General features: G+C 69.6%; 16 protein-coding genes. 14 read left to right on the top strand and 2 right to left on the bottom strand.

The window, feature by feature from the left end:
- Positions 1 to 6: 6 nt before the first annotated feature.
- Both FHU34_RS24710 and FHU34_RS24705 read right to left on the bottom strand, forming a co-directional pair.
- Positions 7 to 2232, bottom strand: a complete 2226-nt coding sequence (locus tag FHU34_RS24710) for a hypothetical protein (RefSeq protein WP_145784550.1) — start codon at positions 2230 to 2232, stop codon at positions 7 to 9.
- A gap of 116 nt (positions 2233 to 2348) precedes the next feature.
- The gene (locus FHU34_RS24705; RefSeq protein ID WP_145784548.1) at positions 2349 to 3311 is read right to left on the bottom strand and encodes an AraC family transcriptional regulator; all 963 of its coding nucleotides are present in this window, start codon (positions 3309 to 3311) and stop codon (positions 2349 to 2351) included.
- Positions 3312 to 3393: 82 nt separating this feature from the next.
- On the opposite strand from FHU34_RS24705, the gene FHU34_RS24700 reads away from it, so the two are divergent.
- The 14 genes from FHU34_RS24700 (at position 3394) to FHU34_RS24635 (ending at position 20980) form a co-directional block, all read left to right on the top strand.
- Positions 3394 to 4362, top strand: a complete 969-nt coding sequence (locus tag FHU34_RS24700) for an SDR family NAD(P)-dependent oxidoreductase (RefSeq protein WP_145784546.1) — start codon at positions 3394 to 3396, stop codon at positions 4360 to 4362.
- A gap of 136 nt (positions 4363 to 4498) precedes the next feature.
- On the top strand, positions 4499 to 5602 hold the full coding sequence (locus tag FHU34_RS24695) for an FUSC family protein (RefSeq protein ID WP_244312004.1): 1104 nt from the start codon (positions 4499 to 4501) through the stop codon (positions 5600 to 5602).
- A 91-nt stretch (positions 5603 to 5693) separates the two neighbouring features.
- Positions 5694 to 6218 carry a hypothetical protein gene (locus FHU34_RS24690; RefSeq protein ID WP_145784542.1) on the top strand — a complete coding sequence of 175 codons (525 nt, stop codon included), beginning with the start codon at positions 5694 to 5696 and terminating at the stop codon, positions 6216 to 6218.
- 75 nt (positions 6219 to 6293) lie between these two features.
- Positions 6294 to 7136, top strand: a complete 843-nt coding sequence (locus FHU34_RS24685) for a DUF4097 family beta strand repeat-containing protein (RefSeq protein WP_145784540.1) — start codon at positions 6294 to 6296, stop codon at positions 7134 to 7136.
- 31 nt (positions 7137 to 7167) lie between these two features.
- Positions 7168 to 8145, top strand: coding sequence for an ATP-binding cassette domain-containing protein (locus FHU34_RS24680; protein WP_145784538.1), 978 nt, complete (start codon positions 7168 to 7170; stop codon positions 8143 to 8145).
- A complete protein-coding gene (locus tag FHU34_RS24675) occupies positions 8142 to 8930 on the top strand; it encodes an ABC transporter permease (protein ID WP_145784536.1) in 789 nt (262 codons plus the stop codon). Before FHU34_RS24680 ends, FHU34_RS24675 begins: the two co-directional genes overlap by 4 nt.
- Before the next feature lie 676 nt (positions 8931 to 9606).
- Positions 9607 to 11289, top strand: coding sequence for a ribulokinase (gene araB / locus FHU34_RS24670; protein WP_145784534.1), 1683 nt, complete (start codon positions 9607 to 9609; stop codon positions 11287 to 11289).
- Entirely contained in the window at positions 11286 to 11978 is a 693-nt protein-coding gene (locus tag FHU34_RS24665) for an L-ribulose-5-phosphate 4-epimerase (protein WP_208745067.1), read from the top strand. The genes araB and FHU34_RS24665 overlap by 4 nt, the downstream gene beginning before the upstream one ends.
- 138 nt (positions 11979 to 12116) lie before the next feature.
- Positions 12117 to 13112: an ABC transporter substrate-binding protein gene (locus tag FHU34_RS24660; protein ID WP_145785786.1), complete on the top strand. Its 996-nt coding sequence runs from the start codon at positions 12117 to 12119 to the stop codon at positions 13110 to 13112.
- 173 nt (positions 13113 to 13285) lie between these two features.
- Complete coding sequence (locus tag FHU34_RS24655; protein WP_145784532.1) at positions 13286 to 14824, top strand: sugar ABC transporter ATP-binding protein; 1539 nt, start codon at positions 13286 to 13288, stop codon at positions 14822 to 14824.
- Positions 14821 to 15891: an ABC transporter permease gene (locus FHU34_RS24650; RefSeq protein WP_145784530.1), complete on the top strand. Its 1071-nt coding sequence runs from the start codon at positions 14821 to 14823 to the stop codon at positions 15889 to 15891. Before FHU34_RS24655 ends, FHU34_RS24650 begins: the two co-directional genes overlap by 4 nt.
- The gene (yjfF, locus tag FHU34_RS24645; protein WP_145784528.1) at positions 15888 to 16877 is read left to right on the top strand and encodes a galactofuranose ABC transporter, permease protein YjfF; all 990 of its coding nucleotides are present in this window, start codon (positions 15888 to 15890) and stop codon (positions 16875 to 16877) included. The genes FHU34_RS24650 and yjfF overlap by 4 nt, the downstream gene beginning before the upstream one ends.
- Positions 16878 to 16903: 26 nt before the next feature.
- Positions 16904 to 18406 (top strand): L-arabinose isomerase, encoded by a 1503-nt coding sequence (gene araA, locus FHU34_RS24640; RefSeq protein ID WP_145784526.1) that lies wholly within the window; start codon positions 16904 to 16906, stop codon positions 18404 to 18406.
- Positions 18407 to 18859: 453 nt separating this feature from the next.
- Complete coding sequence (locus FHU34_RS24635) at positions 18860 to 20980, top strand: family 43 glycosylhydrolase (protein ID WP_145784525.1); 2121 nt, start codon at positions 18860 to 18862, stop codon at positions 20978 to 20980.
- The last annotated feature ends 215 nt before the right edge of the window (positions 20981 to 21195 follow it).

Here is a 21195-nt window from a genome sequence, read left to right as displayed (position 1 = left end):
GGTCCGCTACGTCGCCGTGCCGGGCGGGTCGGCCCGCTCACCGAGGCGCCGCACCAACTCCCGGGCCGCCGCCGTGAACGGCTCTTCGGATTCGCCCAGCCAGTGCCCACGGATGGGTGGGGGGACGCTGTCACTGGGCGGCGTCACCACGTCGCGCGGATCACGGTACCGGCGATCCACCCGGGCGGCCGGGCCGCCGACATCGCCCGGCGCCGGTGTGCGGTGCGCCGAGAAGATCCAGCCGCCGATGGGGTCGGTGTCGCTCCACAGGTTCACCCACCGCCAACCGACCCGGCGGCCGATCTCGTGCAGCGCCACGTCGTCGACGTACGCGGGGAAGAGCCGCGCGTAAAGGCGGTGCAGCGGCGACCCGTGGGTGAGCAGAGCGATTCGGTCGCCGACGTGCGGCGGCAACTGGAGCACCGTCGCGGCGAGCAGGACCGAACCGTGGCTGTGCCCGGTGAGCAGCACGGCGTCCCCGCGCTCGACGAGGTACGTGATGCGACGGGCCAACTCCGGCACGGCCCGCTCGGAGTAGCAGGGCGGAGCGAACGGGTGGGCGGCCCGAGGCCAGAAGGTGCCCAAGTCCCAGAGGACGCCGATGTGCCGGCGGAACGGGACGGTCCGGTAGGCGAAGATCCCCCCGATGATCAGACCGAGGATGACCGCCGCGATCACCCAGCTCCCGAACGCGATGCCGAAGGTGGTCGCGTCCGCCGGCAGCCCGAGGTTCCGTTCGAGGATGTCACTGGGAAACTCACCCAGCAGGCCGATGGTGGTGGTGGCCGTGGTGAGCCCGGCGAGGCACCCGTAGAACACGGCCAGCGGCACCAGCTTCTCGGTGAAGCGGGCCCGGGCTATCGCGTCCCGGACCTGCCGCAGTCGGGGTTCGGCCTCCGCTGGGGCCTGCGGGTAGTCGTGTGCCACGATCGCCGCCGCGGCGCGACGCCGACCGCGACGCGTGAGAAGGACGACGAGGCCGGCGACCACGACTGTGGCCAGCAACGCTCGGATGAAGCCGTAGATCACCCACGTGTACGCCCGGGGCGGGCCGGTGGCGATGCCCTCCCCGGTCGGCACGTCGCGGTCGAGGAAGTCCGCCACCCGGTAGACCAGCTCGGCGGAGTACGCCACGGCCAGGCTGATCCCGGTTGCCGCGATGACGAGGGCACCCAGCCCGAACAGCGGGGTGCCACCGCGTTGCCGGTGGCAGAGCAGGACCACGCCCAGCACGACCAACAACGCCGTCTGTACGGCGAACAGAGCGGCCAGGGTCGTCTCGTACCCGGGAAGCCCGTGTCCGTTGTCCCACCGGCGTGGCCCGGTCAGCAGGTGAGCCAGGACGGCGACGGTCACGACGACGGCGACGGTCCGGAGCGTGCGGGTGACCCGGTCGAGCCGGTGATCGTCGGCGGCCCGGTCGATCAGCGGCGGCGTGCACAGCAGGCCCACGCAGCACGCCAGGATCACACCGGTCGCCACCGTCAGCGTGACCGTGACCCCGGTGGCGCCACTCGCGCTCCGGGCCAGCAGCACTGTGAGGTCCAGTGTCGCGAACGCGGCAGCGACGTGGATGGCGCGCAACCGGCCCACGAGCGGCTCGGCGTCCCACTGGCCGACCGTGCCGAGCCGTGACCCGCCGATCCCCTGATCGGGTGCGCGAAACGCCTCGAACGTCCGCCCTGGGCGGTTGCTGATCCGCCAGATCAGGCCGATCGCGGCGACCGGCGCCAACGCGACCAAGGCCAGTTGCGCCCCGACCGGCCGCCCTCCCAACCAGGACAGCCAGCTGCGCCCCGCGAGACAGCGCGTCGAGGGCAGGCACTTCCAGCCCACCAGATCCAGGGCGACGCCGGCGACGGCGAGCACGTACAGCACGGTGAGGGTGAGCGCCAGCAGTCGGCACAGGGACTTGACCACCGCTTCGGAACCGGGGCTCGCCGGGCGCATCCAGGTCGCGACGTTGACGAGCATGAACGGCAGCAGGAAGACCACGGCGAGGGTGCGGGCGACGGTCCCGGAGGGCAGATCACCCCAGCGGTACGCCTCCAGGGTCACGCCGCGCGGGGCGGTGCTGTCCGGGTCCTGTGGTCGCGGCCGGTAGAAGCCTCCGTTCTGGTCACCCGCCACCTGCGCCGTCTGCTGCAGGTCCAGCACCTGTGCGGCGCTCGCGCCGGAGACTCCGTGCACCCGCAGCTCCACGACGTCGCGGGGACCGTCCGGCCCGCTCAACCGTGCTGATCCATGCGACGTCCCCCCGCAGGCGCTCGGCCGCCGCCCCGACGACGGCGGACGGGTCTACCCGATCCGGACGGGATCAACCGCAGCGGGTGAAGAGGAGTCGCCGCTCACTCGACAGGCCGGCCGGTCGCCGCCGGTTCGCGTCCGCCGGTCTGGGCCGTCCTCGCCACCTCGGTGCGGTAGGCGCGTGGCGAGAAACCGGTGGCGCGTTTGAACGCCACGCTGAGGGCGCTCTCGGAGCCGTAGCCGACAGCCTGGGCGATGCTGGCGACAGTGTCGGAACCGCGCCGGATACGGTCCGCCGCCAGTTCGATCCGCCAGCCGGTCAGGTATTCCAGCGGTCCCACGCCGACGACCCGCTTGAAGCGGGCGGCCAACGTTGACCGGGAGACGGCGGCGGTCCGGGCGATGGCGTCCACCGTCCACGGCTGCGCGGGCCGCGCGTGCAGCGCCCGCAGCGCGGGGGCGATGACCGGGTCGGCAAGGCCGGCCAACCAGCCGGAGGTGAGTTCGGGGTCGCGGGCCAGGTGCAACCGCAGGACCCGGATCAGCAGGACGAGCGCCAGGTGCTCGGCGACGAGCGTGGACCCGAGTCGTGTCTGCCGTAGTTCGGCGTCGATCTCGCTGAGCGCCCACTGGACGGTGGCGGCCTCTGGGGTGTCGGCGGGCACGTGGATGACCGGCGGGAGGCTGTCGAGCAGGAGGCTGCGCGCCCGCTCGCCCAGGGAGAACGCGCCGCCGATGAGGAAGACGTCGTCGCCGTCACCGACGTGCGCCACACCGCCGTCGGCGGCGGCGAAGAGGGGGTACGCGGGCTCGACGGGCACGTCGGGATCGCTGGAGAGGGTGTAGGCCACCGGTCGGGTCAGCAGGAAGCAGTCCCCTTCGCCGAGGCTGATCGACTCGACGTCACCTGCGACCCGCAGGGAGCACCGGCCGCGTCGGACGGCGTTGAACTTGGCCCCGGCCGGTGCGTCGAAGGCGACGGCCCAGCGCCCGCCCGCGACCAGGCCGGCGGAGAGGTGGCTCGTCGCGTCCAGCAACGCCAGGACATCTTCGAGGGGATCCATCCCGACCTCCTGGACGTTCACTAAAGTATGAAGGATCCTAGGCTATAGGCAGTCCGAGTCTGATGTTCCTAGCCTGGGTTTCATGACAGCGAACTCACGCCTCACCACCCCGTTCACCGCCCGCAGCACCGCCGCCGAGATCCTCGACGGTGTCGACCTGACGGGGCGTCGGATGATCGTCACCGGGGGCGCCTCCGGCATCGGTGTCGAGACGGTGCGCGCGCTGGCCAGGGCCGGTGCCGAGGTCACCATCGCGACCCGTGATCCGCGACGCGCCGACGCGCTCGTCGAGGAGTTCGCCTCGGGTGCTACCCGGGGCGTGGTCAGCGCTTCCGCGCTCGACCTCGCCGACCTGGCGTCGGTCGATGCCTTCGTCGCGGGCTGGCAGGGCCCGCTCGACGTGCTGGTCGCCAACGCGGGGATCATGGCGATCCCGACCCGTCAGCTCACCGCCCAGGGCTGGGAGCTTCAGCTCGCGACCAACTACCTCGGCCACTTCGCGCTCGCCCGGGGGCTGCACGACAACCTGCGGGCCGCCGAGGCGGCTCGGGTCGTCGTGGTGAGCTCCGGAGCACACCTGGCCGCGCCGTTGGACTTCGACGACCCGCAGTTCGAGCGGCGCCCGTACGACCCGTGGTCGGCGTACGGCCAGTCGAAGACCGCCGAGGTCCTGCTCGCGGTCGGCATCAGCCGCCGGTGGGCGGAGGACGGGATTACCGCGAACGCCCTCAACCCCGGCTACATCTTCACCAATCTCCAGCGCCACATCGACGACGACACGATGCGGGCGATGGGTGCCATGGACGAGGCGGGGAACCTCATCGAGGCGGACTACTACAAGAAGCCCGACCAGGGCGCGTCGACCACAGTGCTGCTCGCCGGCTCGCCCCTGCTCGACGGCATCGGTGGCCGGTACTTCGACGACAACCAGGAGGCGGAGGTCGTGCCCGGCGGCCCAGACGCCACCGGCGGGGTGGCCGCCCACGCCCTGGACCCGGCCGCCGCCGACCGCCTCTGGGCGTACGCCGAGAAGACGCTCGCCGCGCGCTGAGCGTGGCCGGCGGCGGCAGGATTGATCCGACCAGGGCGGGGTAGGTGCCGCCATGGTCGCTGCCGGTCGGCGCGGGGCGGACGGGGGTGCTCCGGCCCGCGCCGGCGACGACGCCCCGGGTGGTCTGGCGGCCACGATGGCCCGGTTGCGGGGCCGGGCGGCGGCCACGGTGCGGGACCGGTCCCGTCGGGTACGGGCCGTGGGTGGTCTGGCGGTGCAGGCCGGGCTGGCGGCGGCGCTGTCCTGGTTCGTGGCGCACGAGCTGCTGCACATCTCGCAGCCGGTGTTCGCGCCGATCTCCGCCGTCTCGACCCTCGCGGCGTCCGTCGGTCAACGGCTGCGTCGGACCGTCGAGCTGATCCTCGGTGTCACCGTCGGGGTGCTGATCGGCGATCTGCTGCTCGCGGTGATCGGCACCGGGTGGTGGCAACTCTCCCTGATCGTCGTGTTGGCGATCGTGGTCGCCCTGTTCCTCGCCGGCAGTGCCGCGGTGGTGATCCAGGCCGGTGCGACGGCGGTGCTCATCGCCACCCTCAGCCCGTCGATTCGTGACCTGGAGATTCCTCGGTTCGTGGATGCGCTGGTCGGGGGAGGGGTGGCGCTGCTGGTCACCGCCGTGCTCCTGCCGTTGAATCCGCTGCGGGTGCTCAACCGCGCCGCGCGGCCGGTGCTCGACCTCCTGGTCACCCAGCTCGACGCCACCGCCGGCGCGTTGGCCGATCGTGATGCTGCTCGTGCCCGTACCGCCCGCCGTGAGCTGCGGCAGAACAAGGGCCCGCTGAAGGCATTCGTCGAGGCGACCCAGGGCGCCCGGGAGGCCAGCACCCTGTCGCCGGTGCACTGGCACCAGCGGCGCGGGCCGGTGGGTCGCTACGCGCAGGCGGCGGAGCCGATCGACCGCGCGATGCGCAACAGCGGAACGTTGATCCGTCGAGCGGTGACCCTGATCGAGGACGACGAACCGGTTCCGGAGCCGCTGCCGCGGGCGGTGGCCGATCTCGCCGAGGCCGTACGCGTGCTGAAGCGGCAGTTCGCCGCCGGTGCTGAGCCGGACCGGGCGCGGGAGCAGTCACTGCGGGCGGTGCAGATGGCCGGTCGGGCCTACCGGGAGGGCGTCGGCTTCTCCGGTGCGGTAGTGGTGGCACAGATCCGTACCACTGTCAGCGACCTCCTGGTGGCCAGCGGGTTGACCCAGGATGAAGCGAACCTCCTGGTCAGACGCAATTTCGGTGATCTTTGAGGTACGGCTCAGGCCGCTCGTCGAACAGTTTGGCACCGTCCTGAGCCATGAAGGGTTGCACCTTGAGCCAAAGTGGTGCCATGATGGTGCCATGGAGCTGAGGTCATACGTCGAGAACCTGCGTAACGAGTTCGCCGTGGCCGCGGAGGGCGTCGACGCGGACGGCCGAGCGCTGGCCGAGCGGCTCTTCACCCAACTGGAGGCGGCCACCCGTCTCACCCTGCTGGAGGCACTGTCCGACGCGGCCGACGAGATCACCCGTGACCTCGCGCCGGGCTCGGTGCACGTCCGCCTGCGTGGGCGCGAGCCCGACTTCGTGGTGACGCCGGCCAGCCCGCCGATCGACGAGGTGCGCGAGGTCAGCGCCCCGCCGACGCTGCCGGCACCACCGCCGGCGCCCGAGGGCGAGGACGGTGGCACCTCGCGGATCAACCTCCGCCTTCCCGACCACCTGAAGGCCAGCGTCGAGGAGGCCGCCGGGCGCGCCGGGCTCTCGGTCAACGCCTGGCTGGTGCGCGCCGTCGCCGGCGCCGTCGGGGCGGGCGACACCGAACGTCGGCCACCCCGCCGGCCGGAGCCGCGCTCCGGTCAGCACTTCACCGGCTGGGCGCGCTAGCCCCTTCGTACCCCCTTCTTCCTCCGCGCCGCCGACCAGCGGCGACAGTCACCGACCACCTTTCGGGAGACCACCATGCCTGTTTTCGAGACGCCAGAGCCCATCACCGTCCAGATCGAACTGCCCGTCGGGGACGTCTGGATCAGCGCGACCGACCGCACCGACACGGTGGTGACGGTGCGACCCCGGGACCCGTCGAGCAAGGCCGACGTGAGCACCGCCGAACAGGCCGTCGTCCAGTACGACGCCGGAAAGCTGCTGATCAGGGTGCCCAAGACGTGGCGGCGCTACGGCTTCGGGTCCGGACCGTCGGTCGACGTCCTGATCGAGCTACCGACCGGGTCACGGGTGCACGCCGAGTCGTCGTGGGCGGCGTTCCGCTGCGAGGGCCAACTCGGCGAGTGCCGCATCAAGACCGGCAGCGGGATCCGCCTCGACGAGACCGGGCCGCTGGACATCGACAGCAGCCACGGCGAGGTCGCCGTGGAGCGGGTCGCCGGCTCGGCGCGGGTGAAGGCGTCGTCCGGCAAGGTGCGCCTCGGCGCGGTCGACGGACCCGTCGAGATCAAGAACTCCTCCGGCGACTGCTGGATCGGCCGTAGTGGCGGCGACGTCCGGGTCAACACCGCGTACGGCGACATCACCCTCGACGCGACGACGGGCTCGGTGACGGCACGCACCGCATACGGCAACCTCCGGCTGGGTGAGGTCGTCCGGGGGGCGATCGACCTGAACACCTCGTACGGGGCCATCGAGGTCGGCATCCGCCGCGGGACCGCTGCCTGGCTCGACGTCAGTTCCAAGCACGGCCGCGTGCACAACGCCCTGGAGAGCACCGACAGCCCGGCGCAGACCGACGAGACGGTCGAGGTCCGGGCGAACACCTCCTACGGCGACATCATGATCCGCCGCGCCTGACCCGCCACCCACCGACCGCAAAGAGGAGACCATGACCAGCTCCACGAAGCCCGCGATCGTCGCGACCGACCTGCGGAAGTCCTACGGCGACAAGGTCGTGCTGGACGGCATCGACCTGATGATCACCGAGGGAACCATCTTCGCGTTGCTCGGCCCGAACGGCGCCGGCAAGACCACCACCGTGCAGATCCTCTCCACCCTGGTCAACGCCGACGGCGGGCAGGCCCGCGTCTTCGGCCACGACCTGCAGCGGAATCCCGACGCGGTCCGCGAGTTGATCGGCGTCACCGGCCAGTTCTCCGCCGTCGACAACCTGCTCACCGGTCGGGAGAACCTGAACCTGATGGCGGACCTGCGCCACCTGGACAAGGCGTCCGGCCGGCGACGGACCGACGAGCTGCTCGACCAGTTCGACCTGGCCGACGCGGCGGACAAGCCGGTGTCGACGTACTCCGGTGGGATGCGCCGACGGCTCGACCTCGCCATGACCCTGGTCGGTGAGCCCCGCGTCATCTTCCTCGACGAGCCGACCACCGGCCTCGACCCGCGTAGCCGCCGCGCCATGTGGGAGATCATCCGCAACCTCGTCGCCGAGGGCGTCACCATCCTGCTCACCACCCAGTACCTGGAGGAGGCCGACCAACTCGCCGACCGCGTCGCCTTCCTCGACCACGGCCGGCTGATCGCCGAGGGCACGCCGCGTGAGCTCAAGCGGCTCATCCCGGGAGGCCACGTCGTGCTGCAGTTCGCTGACCAGGAAGGGCTCGCCTCGGCCGCCCGTGCGCTGCCGGTCGCCAGCCGGGACGACGCCGCGCTCACCCTCCAGGTGCCGAGCGACGGCGGGGTCGGGGCGCTGCGGTCCCTGCTCGACCAGCTCGACCGCGCCTCGATCACGGTGGCCGGGCTCTCCGTGCACACCCCCGACCTCGACGATGTCTTCCTCACCCTCACCGGTCAGCCCGACACCCGCGCCGGCCGACCCGACCACGAAAGGGCCTCCGCGCGATGAGTACCCTCTCCCTCGCCGTCCGCGACTCGAGCACGATGCTGCGGCGCAACCTCCTGCACATGCGCCGCTACCCGTCGATGACCTTCCTGCTCATGGGCATTCCGGTCATCATCCTGCTGCTCTTCGTCTACGTCTTCGGCGGCACGCTCGGCGCCGGGCTCGGGCCGTCCGGCGGCCGCTCGGAGTACGCCAACTACGTCACCCCGGGCATCCTGCTCATCACGGTGGTCAGCGCGGCGCAGGGCACCGCCATCTCGGTCGCGATGGACATGACCGAGGGCATCATCGCCCGGTTCCGGACGATGGCGATCTTCCGGCCGTCGGTCCTCACCGGTCACGTCCTGGGCAGCCTCGTGCAGACTCTGCTCAGCCTCGCGGCCGTCATCGGTGTGGCGTTGCTCGTCGGGTTCCGACCCACCGCCAACCCGGTCGAGTGGCTGGCCGCGGTCGGTGTCCTCGCCATGGTCACCTTTGCGCTCACCTGGTTGTCGGTCGCTCTCGGCCTGGTCAGTGACAGTGTCGAGACGGCCAGCAACCTGCCCATGCCACTGATCCTCCTGCCCTTCCTGGGCAGCGGGTTCGTCCCGACCGACTCCATGCCCACTGTGGTCCGGTGGTTCGCCGAGTACCAGCCCTTCACTCCCGTCATGGAGACCCTGCGCGGCCTGCTCCTCGGCACCGGGATCGGTGCCAACGGGATCATCGCGGTCGTCTGGTGTGCCGTCATTACCGTCGCGTGCTTCTTCTGGGCCAAGACCCTCTACAACCGCAACCGGGCTGCCTGATCAGACCGGTGCCCGACGTTTCGGCAGCGCGCCGACAGCCGGCGGTTCGGCCCACCGGGCCGGGCCGCCGGCTGTCCGTGTCCGCGGCATGCTGTCCTGCGCGCGTGCCGTGCACGCGCCGCGAGCGCATGATCGACTCGGATTGCAGGAAATCGGCCTGTCGACGCGCCTCGGACCCCGCGACTTCACAGAACGCGAGTGGATCAACCCGGCCCCGCGGCACGGCGGCTTCCGAAACGTCGAATGTTATCGATAACACGACTGTCGCGCTGCCCCGCGGGATCCGCCGAAATGCTCAGCTATGAGCCAACGCGGTCGGCTGCGGCCGTTTCGCGGATCTGGCCGTCGAAGCGGGGTGCCTCGATGATGTTATCGCTGACATCATGATCGGGCGCGACACTGTCGCAGTCGGATGATCGACTCGCGACGTCCGACGGGCTGTGCCTGTCGCCCGGCCTGCCGAGGTGCCTCCGGTCGACGCTCGATCCGCGCAGCACTCCGTGAGAGGCCTGCGTGCCGTGGTCGGCACCACATTTGCGCGCTTTGTGCCGATCCGTTATCGACGCGCCCCAGTTGGCCCGCCTTCGCTGTTCCGTTACGGAGCTGTTGCGGGTGGATGTCTTGACGGGGGTTGATGTGAGCGTTAACACTATCCCCGTTAACGGTGGAGGTGAACATGAACCGTGTGGACGGAGCAGGCGACCGCTATGTCGTCGGTGTCGACTACGGCACCCTGTCCGGGCGAGCTCTGGTGGTCCGTGTCGGTGATGGTGCCGAGTTGGGGACCGCGGTGCACGAGTACGGCGACGGAGTTATCAGCACGGCGCTTCCGGGAGGTCGACAGCTACCCCCGGACTGGGCCCTGCAGAACCCGGAGGACTACCGCGACGTGCTGCGGTACGCCGTTCCGGCGGCGTTGTCTGCTGCCGGGGTGGATCCTGCCGCGGTCGTCGGCATCGGCATCGACTTCACCGCCTGCACGGTGCTGCCGACCAGCGCCGACGGCACCCCGCTCTGCGAGGACCCTGAGCTGCGCGATCGACCGCACGCCTGGGTGAAGCTGTGGAAGCACCACGCCGCGCAGCCGCACGCCGACCGGATCAACGCGCTGGCCCACGAGCGGGCAGAGCCGTGGATCGGCCGGTACGGCGGCAAGATCTCCGCCGAGTGGCAGTTCGCCAAGGGGCTCCAGATCCTGGAGGAGGACCCTGAGGTCTACCACCGTGCCGAGCGTTTCATCGAGGCGGCCGACTGGATCGTCTGGCAGCTCTGCGGCACCGAGACCCGCAACGTCTGCACGGCTGGTTACAAGGGCATCCTGCAGGACGGCCAGTACCCTTCCGAGGATTTCCTGACCGCGCTCAACCCCGGCTTCGGCGACTTCGTGGCCAAGTTGGACGGCCCGTTGCTGCCCCTCGGTGCCCGAGCCGGCTCGCTCACCGCACGCGCCGCCGCCTGGACCGGCCTGCCGGAGGGGATCGCGGTGGCCGTCGGCAACGTCGACGCGCACGTCACCGCCGCGTCCGCGCAGGCGGTGGAGCCCGGCCGACTCGTCGCCATCATGGGCACCTCGACCTGCCACGTGGTCAACGGCGCGGAGGTCGCCGAGGTGGCCGGGATGTGCGGTGTCGTGGACGGCGGGATCAGCCCCGGCGCATGGGGTTACGAGGCCGGGCAGAGCGGTGTCGGGGACATCTTCGGCTGGTTCGTCGAGCACGCGGCCCCGGCCGGCTCCGACTCGCACGAACGCCTCACCGAGCTGGCCGCGAGCCAGCCCGTCGGCGCGCACGGCCTGATCGCGCTGGACTGGTGGAACGGCAACCGGTCCCTGCTGGTCAACCACGACCTCAGCGGGATGATCGTCGGGATGACCCTGGCCACCCGGCCGCAGGACATCTACCGGGCGCTGCTGGAATCCACCGCGTACGGCACCCGGATGATCATCGAGGCCTTCGTCGAGGCCGGCGTCCCGGTGAACGACCTGGTGATCGCCGGTGGTCTCACCAACAACGCGCTGCTGATGCAGATCTACGCCGACGTGACCAGGCGACCGTTGAACATCATCGCCTCGGCGCAGGGGCCGGCACTGGGATCGGCGATCCACGCCGCCGTCGCCGCCGGAGAGTTCCCCTCGGTCCACGAGGCGTCGCAGGCGATGGGTCGGGTGCACGAGGCCGTCTACCGCCCGGACCCCGAGCGGGCCCGCGCCTACGACGCCCTCTACGCCGAGTACCGGGCGCTGCACGACCACTTCGGTCGCGGTGGCAACGACGTCATGATGCGCCTGCGGGCGATCCGCAACGCGGCGGTCGACAGCGCCGCGACCACACCCGAGACCGTGTTGGAGGTGGTCGCGTGAACGCCGAGGTGACCCGACAGATCCGTGAGCTGCGCGAGACCGTCGCGCGCCTGCACGGCGAGCTGACCCGGTACAACCTGGTCGCCTGGACGTCCGGCAACGTCTCCGCGCGGGTCCCCGGCCAGGACCTGCTGGTGATCAAGCCGAGCGGGGTGAGCTACGACGACCTCACCGCGGACACGATGGTGGTGTGCGACCTCGACGGCGTACTCGTCGAGGGCGACTTCGCGCCGTCCAGCGACACCGCCGCCCACGCCTACGTCTACCGGGCCATGCCCGAGGTCGGCGGTGTGGTGCACACGCACAGCTCGTACGCCACCGCCTGGGCCGCGTGCGGGGAGTCGATCCCCTGCCATCTCACCGCGCAGGCCGACGAGTTCGGCGGGGAGATCCCGATCGGTCCGTTCGCGCTGATCGGCGGCGACGACATCGGCAAGGGCATCGTCGCCACGCTCTCCGGTCACCGCTCGCCCGCGGTGCTGATGCGCAACCACGGCGTGTTCACCATCGGCCGCGACGCCCGCGCGGCGGTCAAGGCGGCGGTCATGTGCGAGGACGTGGCCCGTACCGCGCACCTGGCCCACACCCTCGGCCAGCCGGTTCCGATGGCACAGGCCGACATCGACGCTCTCTACGACCGCTACCAGAACGTCTATGGTCAACAACCAGTCGCACCGGCGGGTTCCTGACTCTTCCCCGATCATCGGGACCCGCCGGTCTGCACCACCACGCACCAGCACGCACCACCCGCGTACGCCGTTCTTCGGGTTCTTCGACGGCCGACGCGGTTACCCACCACATCCAGCCAAGGAGATTCGATGGGAAAGATGCGAACGCAGTCCGTTCGGTGGCGCGCTGTCGCGGTCCTCGCCAGCGCGTTGCTGGTCGGCGGCGTGGCGGCCTGCGGCAACAGCGACACCGGGGGCGGCGGGTCCAAGGACGACGGCAAGATCACGATGGGCTTCTCCCAGGTCGGTGCGGAGAGCGGGTGGCGTACCGCGAACACCACCTCGATCAAGGAATCCGCGACCGCTGCGGGCATCGAGCTGAAGTTCGATGACGCGCAGCAGAAGCAGGAGAACCAGATCAAGGCGATCCGCAACTACATCCAGCAGAAGGTCGACGTGATCGCCTTCTCGCCGGTGGTGGAGTCCGGCTGGGACACCGTGCTCAAGGAGGCCAAGGACGCCGGCATCCCGGTCATCCTGACCGACCGCTCGGTCGACTCGGCCGACAAGACGCTGTACAAGACGTTCCTCGGCTCGGACTTCGTCAAGGAGGGCCGGCTCGCCGGTGAGTGGCTGGTCGAGCAGAAGAAGACCGCCTCGGGCCCGGTGAACATCGTCGAGTTGCAGGGCAACACGGGTGCGGCGCCGGCGAACGACCGCAAGAAGGGCTTCGGTGAGGCGATCGCCGCCAACCCGAACCTGAAGATCATCGCCTCGCAGCCGGGTGACTTCACCCGGGCCGGCGGCAAGCAGGTCATGGAGCAGTTCCTCAAGGCCAACCCGAAGATCGACGTGCTGTTCGCGCACAACGACGACATGGGTCTGGGCGCGCTGGAGGCGATCACCGCCGCCGGCAAGGTGCCGGGCAAGGACATCACCATCATCACTGTCGACGCCGTCAAGGACGGCATGCAGGCGCTCGCCGACGGGAAGTTCAACTTCATCGCGGAGTGCAGCCCGCTGCTCGGCCCACAGCTGATGGACCTCGCCAAGAAGGTGCACGCCGGCGAGACGGTCCCGGCTCGGATCGAGACCGAGGAGACCACCTTCACCCAGGAGCAGGCCAAGGAAGCGCTGCCCAACCGTAAGTACTGATCGACGCCGGGGTCGCCGCGCTCGCGTGGCGGCCCCGCCGCGTCGTCCCCTTACCCGCAACGGACCGGGCATGGCCCGCGACCACCCCGTGCCACGCCCGCCCGGATGACCGGGCGGGCGCACGGGAGCGCAGCGGCCCCTCCGTGTCGACGACCCAGAAGAGGTCTGATGGGATGACGGATAGCCGTCCGGTTCTGACGATGACCGGGATCAGCAAGTCCTTCCCCGGGGTGCGCGCACTCCACGACGTCAATTTCCGGCTTTTTCCCGGCGAGGTGCACGCCCTGATGGGCGAGAACGGCGCCGGTAAGTCGACCCTCATCAAGGTGCTGACCGGCGTCTACGACACCGACGGCGGCACGATCACCCTCGACGGGCAGCCGGTGTCCTTCAGCGGACCGATGCAGGCGACCGCCGCCGGGGTGAGCACGGTCTTCCAGGAGGTCAACCTCTGCACCAACCTGTCGGTGGCGGAGAACATCTTCATCGGCCGCGAGCCCCGGCTCCTCGGCGCCGTCCGCTGGGGAGAGGTCCGCCGCCGGGCCCGGGAGCTGCTGACCCGCCTCGACCTCGACCTCGACGTCAGCGCGCCACTGGGCTCGTACTCTTTGGCGATCCAGCAGATGGTCGCCATCGCCCGCGCGATCGACATCAAGGCGCGGGTGCTGATCCTGGATGAGCCGACGTCCAGCCTCGACGCCGGTGAGGTGGCGCAGCTGTTCCGCATCATGCGGCAACTGCGCGACGAGGGCATCGCGATCCTGTTCGTGACCCACTTCCTCGACCAGGTCTACGAGATCGCCGACCGGATCACCGTGTTGCGCAACGGTGGTCTCGTCGGCGAGTACCTGACCGCCGAGCTGCCCCAGCTCTCCCTGGTCGAGAAGATGATCGGCAAGGAGCTCGACGTCCTCGAGGGTATCGAGGAGCACTCCCGGCGGGACCTGGCCGCGGTGGAGGAGGGCACCCCCCTGGTGTCGGTGTCGAACTTCGGCCGGGCGGGCGCGGTGGAGCCGTTCAGCCTCACCATCCACGCCGGCGAGGTGGTGGGCCTGGCCGGACTGCTCGGCTCCGGGCGTACCGAAGTGGCCCGGTTGTTGTTCGGCGCCGACCGGACCGACGGTGGTCAGGTCGCTGTCGACGGCACGGCGAGCAGTCTGCGTACCCCCGCCCAGGCCATCGAGCAGGGCGTCGGTTTCTGTTCGGAGAACCGCCGCGCGGAGGGCATCGTCGGGGACCTGTCGGTCCGCGAGAACATGATCCTCGCCATGCAGGCCGCCCGTGGCTGGCTGCGACCGGTCCCGCGCCGCCGTCAGGACGAGCTGGTTGACAAGTACATCAAGGCGCTCAGCATCCGGCCCGCGGACCCGGAGGTGCCGGTACGCAACCTGTCCGGCGGCAACCAGCAGAAGGTGCTGCTGGCCCGGTGGCTGATCACCGAGCCACGGCTGTTGATCCTCGACGAACCGACGCGGGGCATCGACATCGGCGCGAAGACCGAGATCCAGAAGCTGGTGACCCAGTTGTCCGACGGCGGGATGGCGGTGCTGTTCATCTCCGCCGAGCTGGAGGAGGTGCTGCGTCTCAGCCACAAGGTCGCGGTCATGCGGGATCGGCAGATGGTCGCTCAGTTCGCCAACGACGAGAGCCTGGACGCCGATCGCATCATGCAGACCATTGCCAGTGGGTCCCACCAGGAGGCAGACCGATGAGCGCCACCATGGGCCGCTACCGGGCGGTGACCGGTCACCGGCTGTTCTGGCCCGCCGCAGTGCTGGTCGTCATGCTCGCCGCGAACACGATCTACCGCCCCGGGTTCCTGTCCATCGAGCTCAAGGACGGGCACCTGTACGGCACACCGATCGACATCCTGCGCCTGAGCGCACCGTTGATCCTCGTCGCGCTGGGCATGACGCTCGTCATCTCGACCGGGGGCATCGACCTGTCGGTCGGCTCGCTCTGCGCGATCAGCGGCGCGGTCGCCTGCATGTACATCAGCAAGCAGCCCGACCAGAACAGCCTCACAGTGGTGCTGACCGCGCTGGCGTTGGCGTTGGCGATCTCACTGGTGCTCGGCGCCTGGAACGGGGTGCTGGTGGCCGTGATCGGGATTCAACCGATCATCGCCACGCTGATCCTGATGGTGGCGGGCCGTGGCCTCGCCCAGCTGATCACCCAGGGTCAGATCATCACCATCAACTCGGGGCCGTTCCGGGCGATCGGGCTGGGCCACCTGCTGACCCTGCCGCTAGCCATCTTCATCGCCCTCGCCGCGGCGCTCGTCGTCGCCGGGTTCACCCGACGCACCGCCCTCGGCATGATCGTCGAATCGGTGGGCGGTAACGCGGAGGCGAGTCGACTCGCCGGCATCCGTTCCGGCCGGGTCATCTTCCTCGCGTACGTGATCAGCGCCGCCTGCGCCGCGGTCGCCGGTTTCATGATGACGGCCAACGTCTCGAGTGCCGACGGCAACGCGGTCGGTCTCTGGGTGGAGTTGGACGCCATCCTCGCGGTCGTCATCGGCGGCACGTCCCTCGCGGGAGGCCGGTTCTTCCTCAGCGGCACGATCCTCGGCGCGCTGATCATCCAGACCCTGACCACCACCGTGTACGCCATGGACATCTCGCCGCAGACCTCGCTGCTGTTCAAGGCGGTCGTCGTCATCGTCGTCTGCCTCGTCCAGGCGCCGGCCTTCCGGGCCCGGTTCGCCCGCCGTCGGCGCAGCGTCCCGCCGCCCACCACCACTGCCGACAAGCCGAAGGAGCAGGTGCCGGCATGACCACTGGATCGCTCACCGCTGGGCGTACCCGGTTCCGGCTGCCACGGCGGCAGATACCGGTCCTGGCCACGCTCGCCCTGCTGCTGGTCATGTACGGCATCGGCGTGTCCCAGTACACGGCGTTCTCGAACGTCCAGGTCATCTTCAACGTCTTCATCGACAACAGCTTCCTGCTGGTGGTCGCGATCGGGATGACCTTCGTGATCCTCACCGGCGGTATCGACCTGTCGGTCGGTTCGGTCGTCGCGATGACGGCCATGGTGTCGGCCTGGCTGCTCCAGGAGGGTCTGCCGGCGGCGCTGGTGCTCGTCATCGCCCTGCTCATCGGGCCGACCCTCGGCCTGCTGATGGGCTGCGTCATCCACTTCTTCGAGATCCAGCCGTTCATCGTCACGCTCGCCGGGATGTTCTTCGCCCGGGGCATGTGCACGTTCATCTCCGACTCGTCCATCCCGATCACCGACGGGTTCTGGACCAGGATGTCGCAGGAGCGTATCGGCGATCCTCGGGGCAACTTCGTGTCGATCAGCGTGCTGATCGCCTTCGTCGTGGTCGCCGTCGCCGCGTACACGCTGGCCTACACCCGGCTCGGACGCAACGTGTACGCCATCGGGGGCAATCCCCAGTCGGCTCTGCTGATGGGCCTGCCGGTGGGGCGGACCCGGATCGCGGTCTACACGATCAGTGGTCTGTGCTCGGCGATCGGCGGAATCCTGCTGTCCTTCTACACCCTGTCCGGCGCGCCGTTGATCGCGGTGGGCATGGAGCTGGACGTCATCGCCGCCGTCGTCATCGGTGGCACGGTGCTCACCGGGGGCGGCGGCTACGCCTTCGGCACTGTGCTCGGCGTGCTCGTCCTGGGCGTGATCCAGACCCTGATCACCTTCGATGGGAGCCTGAACTCCTGGTGGACCAAGATCGTGATCGGCGGCCTGCTGTTCGCGTTCATCCTCCTCCAGCGCCTCATCGGAATCCGTTACAAGTGACCGTTCCTCTCCTGGAAGGCAACCCCATGGCACCACACAACGCACCCGAGATCTGGTTCCTCACCGGCAGCCAAGGCATGTACGGCGAGGAGACGCTCCGGCAGGTCGCCGAGCAGTCTCGCCAGATCGCGGCCGCGCTCGACGACTCGCCGCAGATTCCCGCCCGGGTGGTCTGGAAGCCCGTCCTGACCAACAGTGGTGAGATCCTGCAGGTCTGCCGGGACGCCGCCGCACAGGGCGCCATCGGGGTCATCGCGTGGATGCACACCTTCTCGCCGGCGAAGATGTGGATCTCCGGGCTCGACGCGTTGCAGACGCCGCTGCTGCACCTGCACACGCAGGCCAACGTCCTGTTGCCGTGGAACGACATCGACATGGATTTCATGAACCTGAACCAGGCCGCCCACGGCGACCGTGAGTTCGGGTACATCCAGACCCGTCTCGGTGTGGCCCGCAAGACGGTCGCGGGGCACGTCAGCGACCCGCGGGTGAGTGCCCGGGTCGGTGCGTGGGCCCGTGCCGCGCTCGGCTGGTCGGCGATGCGGTCGCTGCGCCTGGCCCGCTTCGGCGACAACATGCGCGACGTGGCGGTGACCGAGGGCGACAAGGTCGAGGCGGAGCTGCGGTTCGGGGTGTCGGTCAACACCTACGGCGTCAACGACCTGGTCGAGGTGGTCGGTCAGGTCACCGACGCGCAGGTCGACGACCTCGTCAAGGAGTACGAGGACACGTACCGCGTCGCCGCGGAGCTGCTGTCCGGGGGCGAGCGGCACGACTCCCTGCGGTACGCGGCCCGGCTGGAGCTGGGCATGCGGGCCTTCCTGGACGAGGGTGGGTTCCGGGCTTTCACGACGAACTTCGAGGACCTCGGTGGCCTGCGTCAGCTGCCCGGCATCGCCGTGCAGCGACTGATGGCCGACGGTTACGGCTTCGGTGGCGAGGGGGACTGGAAGACCTCGGTGCTGGTCCGGACCCTCAAGGCGATGTCGGTGGGCGTGGACGGCGGCACGTCGTTCATGGAGGACTACACCTACGACCTCACCCCGGGCGAGGAGCTGGTGCTCGGCGCCCACATGCTGGAGGTCTGCCCGACGATCGCGTCCGACACGCCGAACGCGGAGATCCACCCGCTGAGCATCGGCGGTCGGGAGGACCCGGTCCGGCTCGTCTTCGACGCGGCACCCGGCCCGGCGGTCGTGCTCGGCCTGGCCGACATGGGGGAGCGCTTCCGGCTGGTCGCCAACGAGATCGACGTGGTCACCCCGCCGCAGCCGCTGCGCCGGTTGCCGGTGGCCCGCGCCGTCTGGCGCCCGCGACCGGACCTGCCCGCTTCGGCCGAGGCGTGGATCACCGCCGGCGCACCGCACCACACGGTGCTGTCGCAGGCGGTGGGGGTGGAGGAGTTGCACGACCTGGCCGAGATGAGCCGTACCGAGCTGGTCGTCATCGACGCCGAGACCCAGACCCGCCGCTTCGCCGACGAGCTGCGCTGGAACCAGGCCTACTACCGGCTGGCCCGCGGCTTCTGAGGCCCTGCCGCCGGGGCGTGATCGACCTGGGCCCGACGGGCCCAGGTCGATCACGCCAGTGCTCCGCCTCCGCGCACCGCTGAGCTGCCACTGATCGCGCGCCCCGACCGCGCCACACGCACGTCCCGCGCCCTCTCGCGCCCTTCGGCGTCGAGCTCCTCGCCCTTTGAGTCGAGCTCCTCGCGCCCTTCGGCGTTGCCGCCGTCCGCTCGGACCGCCGACTCATGTTTCGTCTTGACTACGGTCTTGTTATCGATAACAGTAAGCATCAACGTAGCTCTATTCCTGCGCCATGCCGGCTCTGATCCGCGCCTCCCCGTCGAGGTCGAACGATCTCCGGGACGTGGCGGAGGGTGCTGTTAGCGATCACATCGACAGTCTGGCCAACGTGCCGACCAGCGATGCGGATGCCGGCTGAGATGGTCCGGCGCCTCAGGCCAGCGAAGGAGGATCATGATTTCCATTGGACGGGTTCCCCGGGGAGCGCCGCGCCGACGCGGAAGATTGTCACTACTCGGCGCGGCCGTGGTGGCGGTGGTGGTCGGTGCGGCCCTCGCTGCCGTCGCCCCGTCGCCGGCCTCGGCGGCGACCGTGGACACCAACGCCTGGTACGTGTTGGTCAACCGCAACAGCGGCAAGGCCCTGGATGTGTACAACCTGGCCACGAACGACGGTGCCCGGATCACGCAGTGGACCCGGAACAACGGCAACCAGCAGCAGTGGCAGTTCGTCGACTCCGGTGGTGGCTTCTACCGGGTCAAGTCGCGGCTCTCCGGCAAGGTGCTCGACGTCTCGGGCTTCTCGACCGCCAACGGCGCGAGCATCGTGCAGTGGAGCGACACCAACGGCACCAACCAGCAGTTTCGGTTGGCCGACTCCGACGGCGGCTACGTCCGGCTGATCAACCGGAACAGCAACAAGGTGATGGAGGTGCAGGGCGCCTCGACCGCTGACGGCGGCAACATCGTGCAGTACGACGACTGGAACGGCACGAACCAGCAGTGGCAGTTCGTCCGCGTCGGCGGCGGGACCGACCCCACCACTCCGCCGCCGACGACCCCGCCGCCGTCGAACGGCACGTTCTCGAACCCGGCCATCTGGCAGGACTTCGCCGACGTCGACATCATCCGGGTGGACAACGTCTACTACCTGACGTCGTCCACCATGCACTACTCGCCCGGCGCACCGGTGCTGCGCTCGTACGACCTGGTGAACTGGGAGTTCGCCGGTCACGCCGTGCCCCGGCTCGACTTCGGCTCGAAGTACGACATGAGTGGCGGTAACGCGTACGTCGACGGGATCTGGGCGTCGACGTTGAACTACCGGCCGAGCAACCGGACGTACTACTGGGCCGGGTGCATCGACTTCGCGCAGACCCACATCTACACCGCGTCCGCCGTCGACAGCACCTGGAGCAAGCACACCACCATCCCCAACTGCTACTACGACGCCGGCCTGTTGTTCGACGACAACGACACCCCGTACATCGCGTACGGCAACGGCACCATCAGCGTCGCCCAGCTCTCCGCCGACGGGAAGTCCCAGGTCCGAGCCCAGCAGGTGTACCAGACGCCGTCGAGCATCGGCACGCTGGAAGGTGCCCGCTTCTACAAGCGCAACGGCGCCTACTACATCTGGCTCACCCGCCCGGCCAACGGCCAGTACGTGCTCAAGTCGACGAACGGCCCGTTCGGCCCGTACGAGCAGCGGCAGGTGCTCCTCAACCTGCCCGGCCCGATCTCCGGTGGCGGCGTGCCGCACCAGGGCGGGCTGGTGCAGACCCAGAACGGCGACTGGTACTACATGTCCTTCGTCGACGCGTACCCCGGTGGTCGGATGCCCGCCCTGGCGCCGATCACCTGGACCGGCGACGGTTGGCCGGTGCTGCAGACGGTGAACGGCGCGTGGGGCAGCACGTACCCGAAGCCGAACCTGCCCGCCCCGCCCCGGGCGGTCAAGCCGCTGACCGGCACCGACACGTTCGCCGGCACCACGCTCGGCCCGCAGTGGGAGTGGAACCACAACCCCGACAACAGCAAGTGGTCGGTCAACAACGGGCTGAACCTGCAGACCGCCACCGTCACCGGTGATCTGTACAAGGCGCGCAACACGCTGACGCACCGCATCCAGGGCCCCACCTCGACGGCCACCATCGAGTTGGACTACTCCACGATGCGCGACGGTGACCGCACCGGTCTGGCGGTACTGCGCAACTCGTCCGCCTGGATCGGAATCCGACGCGACAACGGGTCCACCCGACTGGTCATGCAGAACGGCCTGACGATGGACGGGAGCTGGAACACCACAAGTACCGGCAGCGAGGTGGCGAGCACCGCCGTCTCCGGTGGTCGGATCTGGTTGCGGGCCAACGCCGACATCAGACCGGGATCCGGCCGGCAGGCCCGCTTCTCGTACAGCACGGACGGGGTCAACTTCACCTCGTTCGGCAACGCCCTGACCTTGGCGAACAACTGGCAGTTCTTCATGGGCTACCGGTTCGCCATCTTCAACCACGCGACCCAGGCGCTCGGCGGTGCGGTCACCGTGCGCCGGTTCGACCTGACAACACCGTGACACCGCTCACACAACCAATGGTCTGACCAGCGGCGCTGGCAGACACGTGCCCGCCGGCACGTCGAGTCGGCGCCACCGCTGGTCCTCGCCGGCCTGCTCCGCGCTCTGTCCAGGGGCGTAGGGCAGGTCGGCGTGCCATCGCGCATCGACGGAGTACGACACTCGGTCGCGTACTCCAGGCGGGGGTTGGGATTGTGCGTCACTGCTGCGTTGCG

It is taken from the genome of Micromonospora taraxaci, assembly GCF_007830095.1.
GTDB classification, from domain to species: Bacteria; Actinomycetota; Actinomycetes; order Mycobacteriales; family Micromonosporaceae; genus Micromonospora; species Micromonospora taraxaci.
This window is presented reverse-complemented; position numbering and strand designations above follow the sequence as displayed.

Excerpts from the sequence above, each read along its gene's own strand:
- FHU34_RS24695 (WP_244312004.1), top strand. The coding sequence starts at position 4,499 with ATGGCCCGGTTGCGGGGCCGGGCGGCGGCCACGGTGCGGGACCGGTCC.
- FHU34_RS24680 (WP_145784538.1), top strand. The coding sequence starts at position 7,168 with ATGACCAGCTCCACGAAGCCCGCGATCGTCGCGACCGACCTGCGGAAG.
- FHU34_RS24655 (WP_145784532.1), top strand. The coding sequence starts at position 13,286 with ATGACGGATAGCCGTCCGGTTCTGACGATGACCGGGATCAGCAAGTCC.
- FHU34_RS24660 (WP_145785786.1), top strand. The coding sequence starts at position 12,117 with ATGCGAACGCAGTCCGTTCGGTGGCGCGCTGTCGCGGTCCTCGCCAGC.
- FHU34_RS24675 (WP_145784536.1), top strand. The coding sequence starts at position 8,142 with ATGAGTACCCTCTCCCTCGCCGTCCGCGACTCGAGCACGATGCTGCGG.
- yjfF (WP_145784528.1), top strand. The coding sequence starts at position 15,888 with ATGACCACTGGATCGCTCACCGCTGGGCGTACCCGGTTCCGGCTGCCA.
- FHU34_RS24705 (WP_145784548.1), bottom strand. The coding sequence starts at position 3,311 with ATGGATCCCCTCGAAGATGTCCTGGCGTTGCTGGACGCGACGAGCCAC.
- araA (WP_145784526.1), top strand. The coding sequence starts at position 16,904 with ATGGCACCACACAACGCACCCGAGATCTGGTTCCTCACCGGCAGCCAA.
- FHU34_RS24700 (WP_145784546.1), top strand. The coding sequence starts at position 3,394 with ATGACAGCGAACTCACGCCTCACCACCCCGTTCACCGCCCGCAGCACC.
- FHU34_RS24650 (WP_145784530.1), top strand. The coding sequence starts at position 14,821 with ATGAGCGCCACCATGGGCCGCTACCGGGCGGTGACCGGTCACCGGCTG.
- FHU34_RS24635 (WP_145784525.1), top strand. The coding sequence starts at position 18,860 with ATGATTTCCATTGGACGGGTTCCCCGGGGAGCGCCGCGCCGACGCGGA.
- FHU34_RS24690 (WP_145784542.1), top strand. The coding sequence starts at position 5,694 with ATGGAGCTGAGGTCATACGTCGAGAACCTGCGTAACGAGTTCGCCGTG.
- FHU34_RS24685 (WP_145784540.1), top strand. The coding sequence starts at position 6,294 with ATGCCTGTTTTCGAGACGCCAGAGCCCATCACCGTCCAGATCGAACTG.
- araB (WP_145784534.1), top strand. The coding sequence starts at position 9,607 with ATGAACCGTGTGGACGGAGCAGGCGACCGCTATGTCGTCGGTGTCGAC.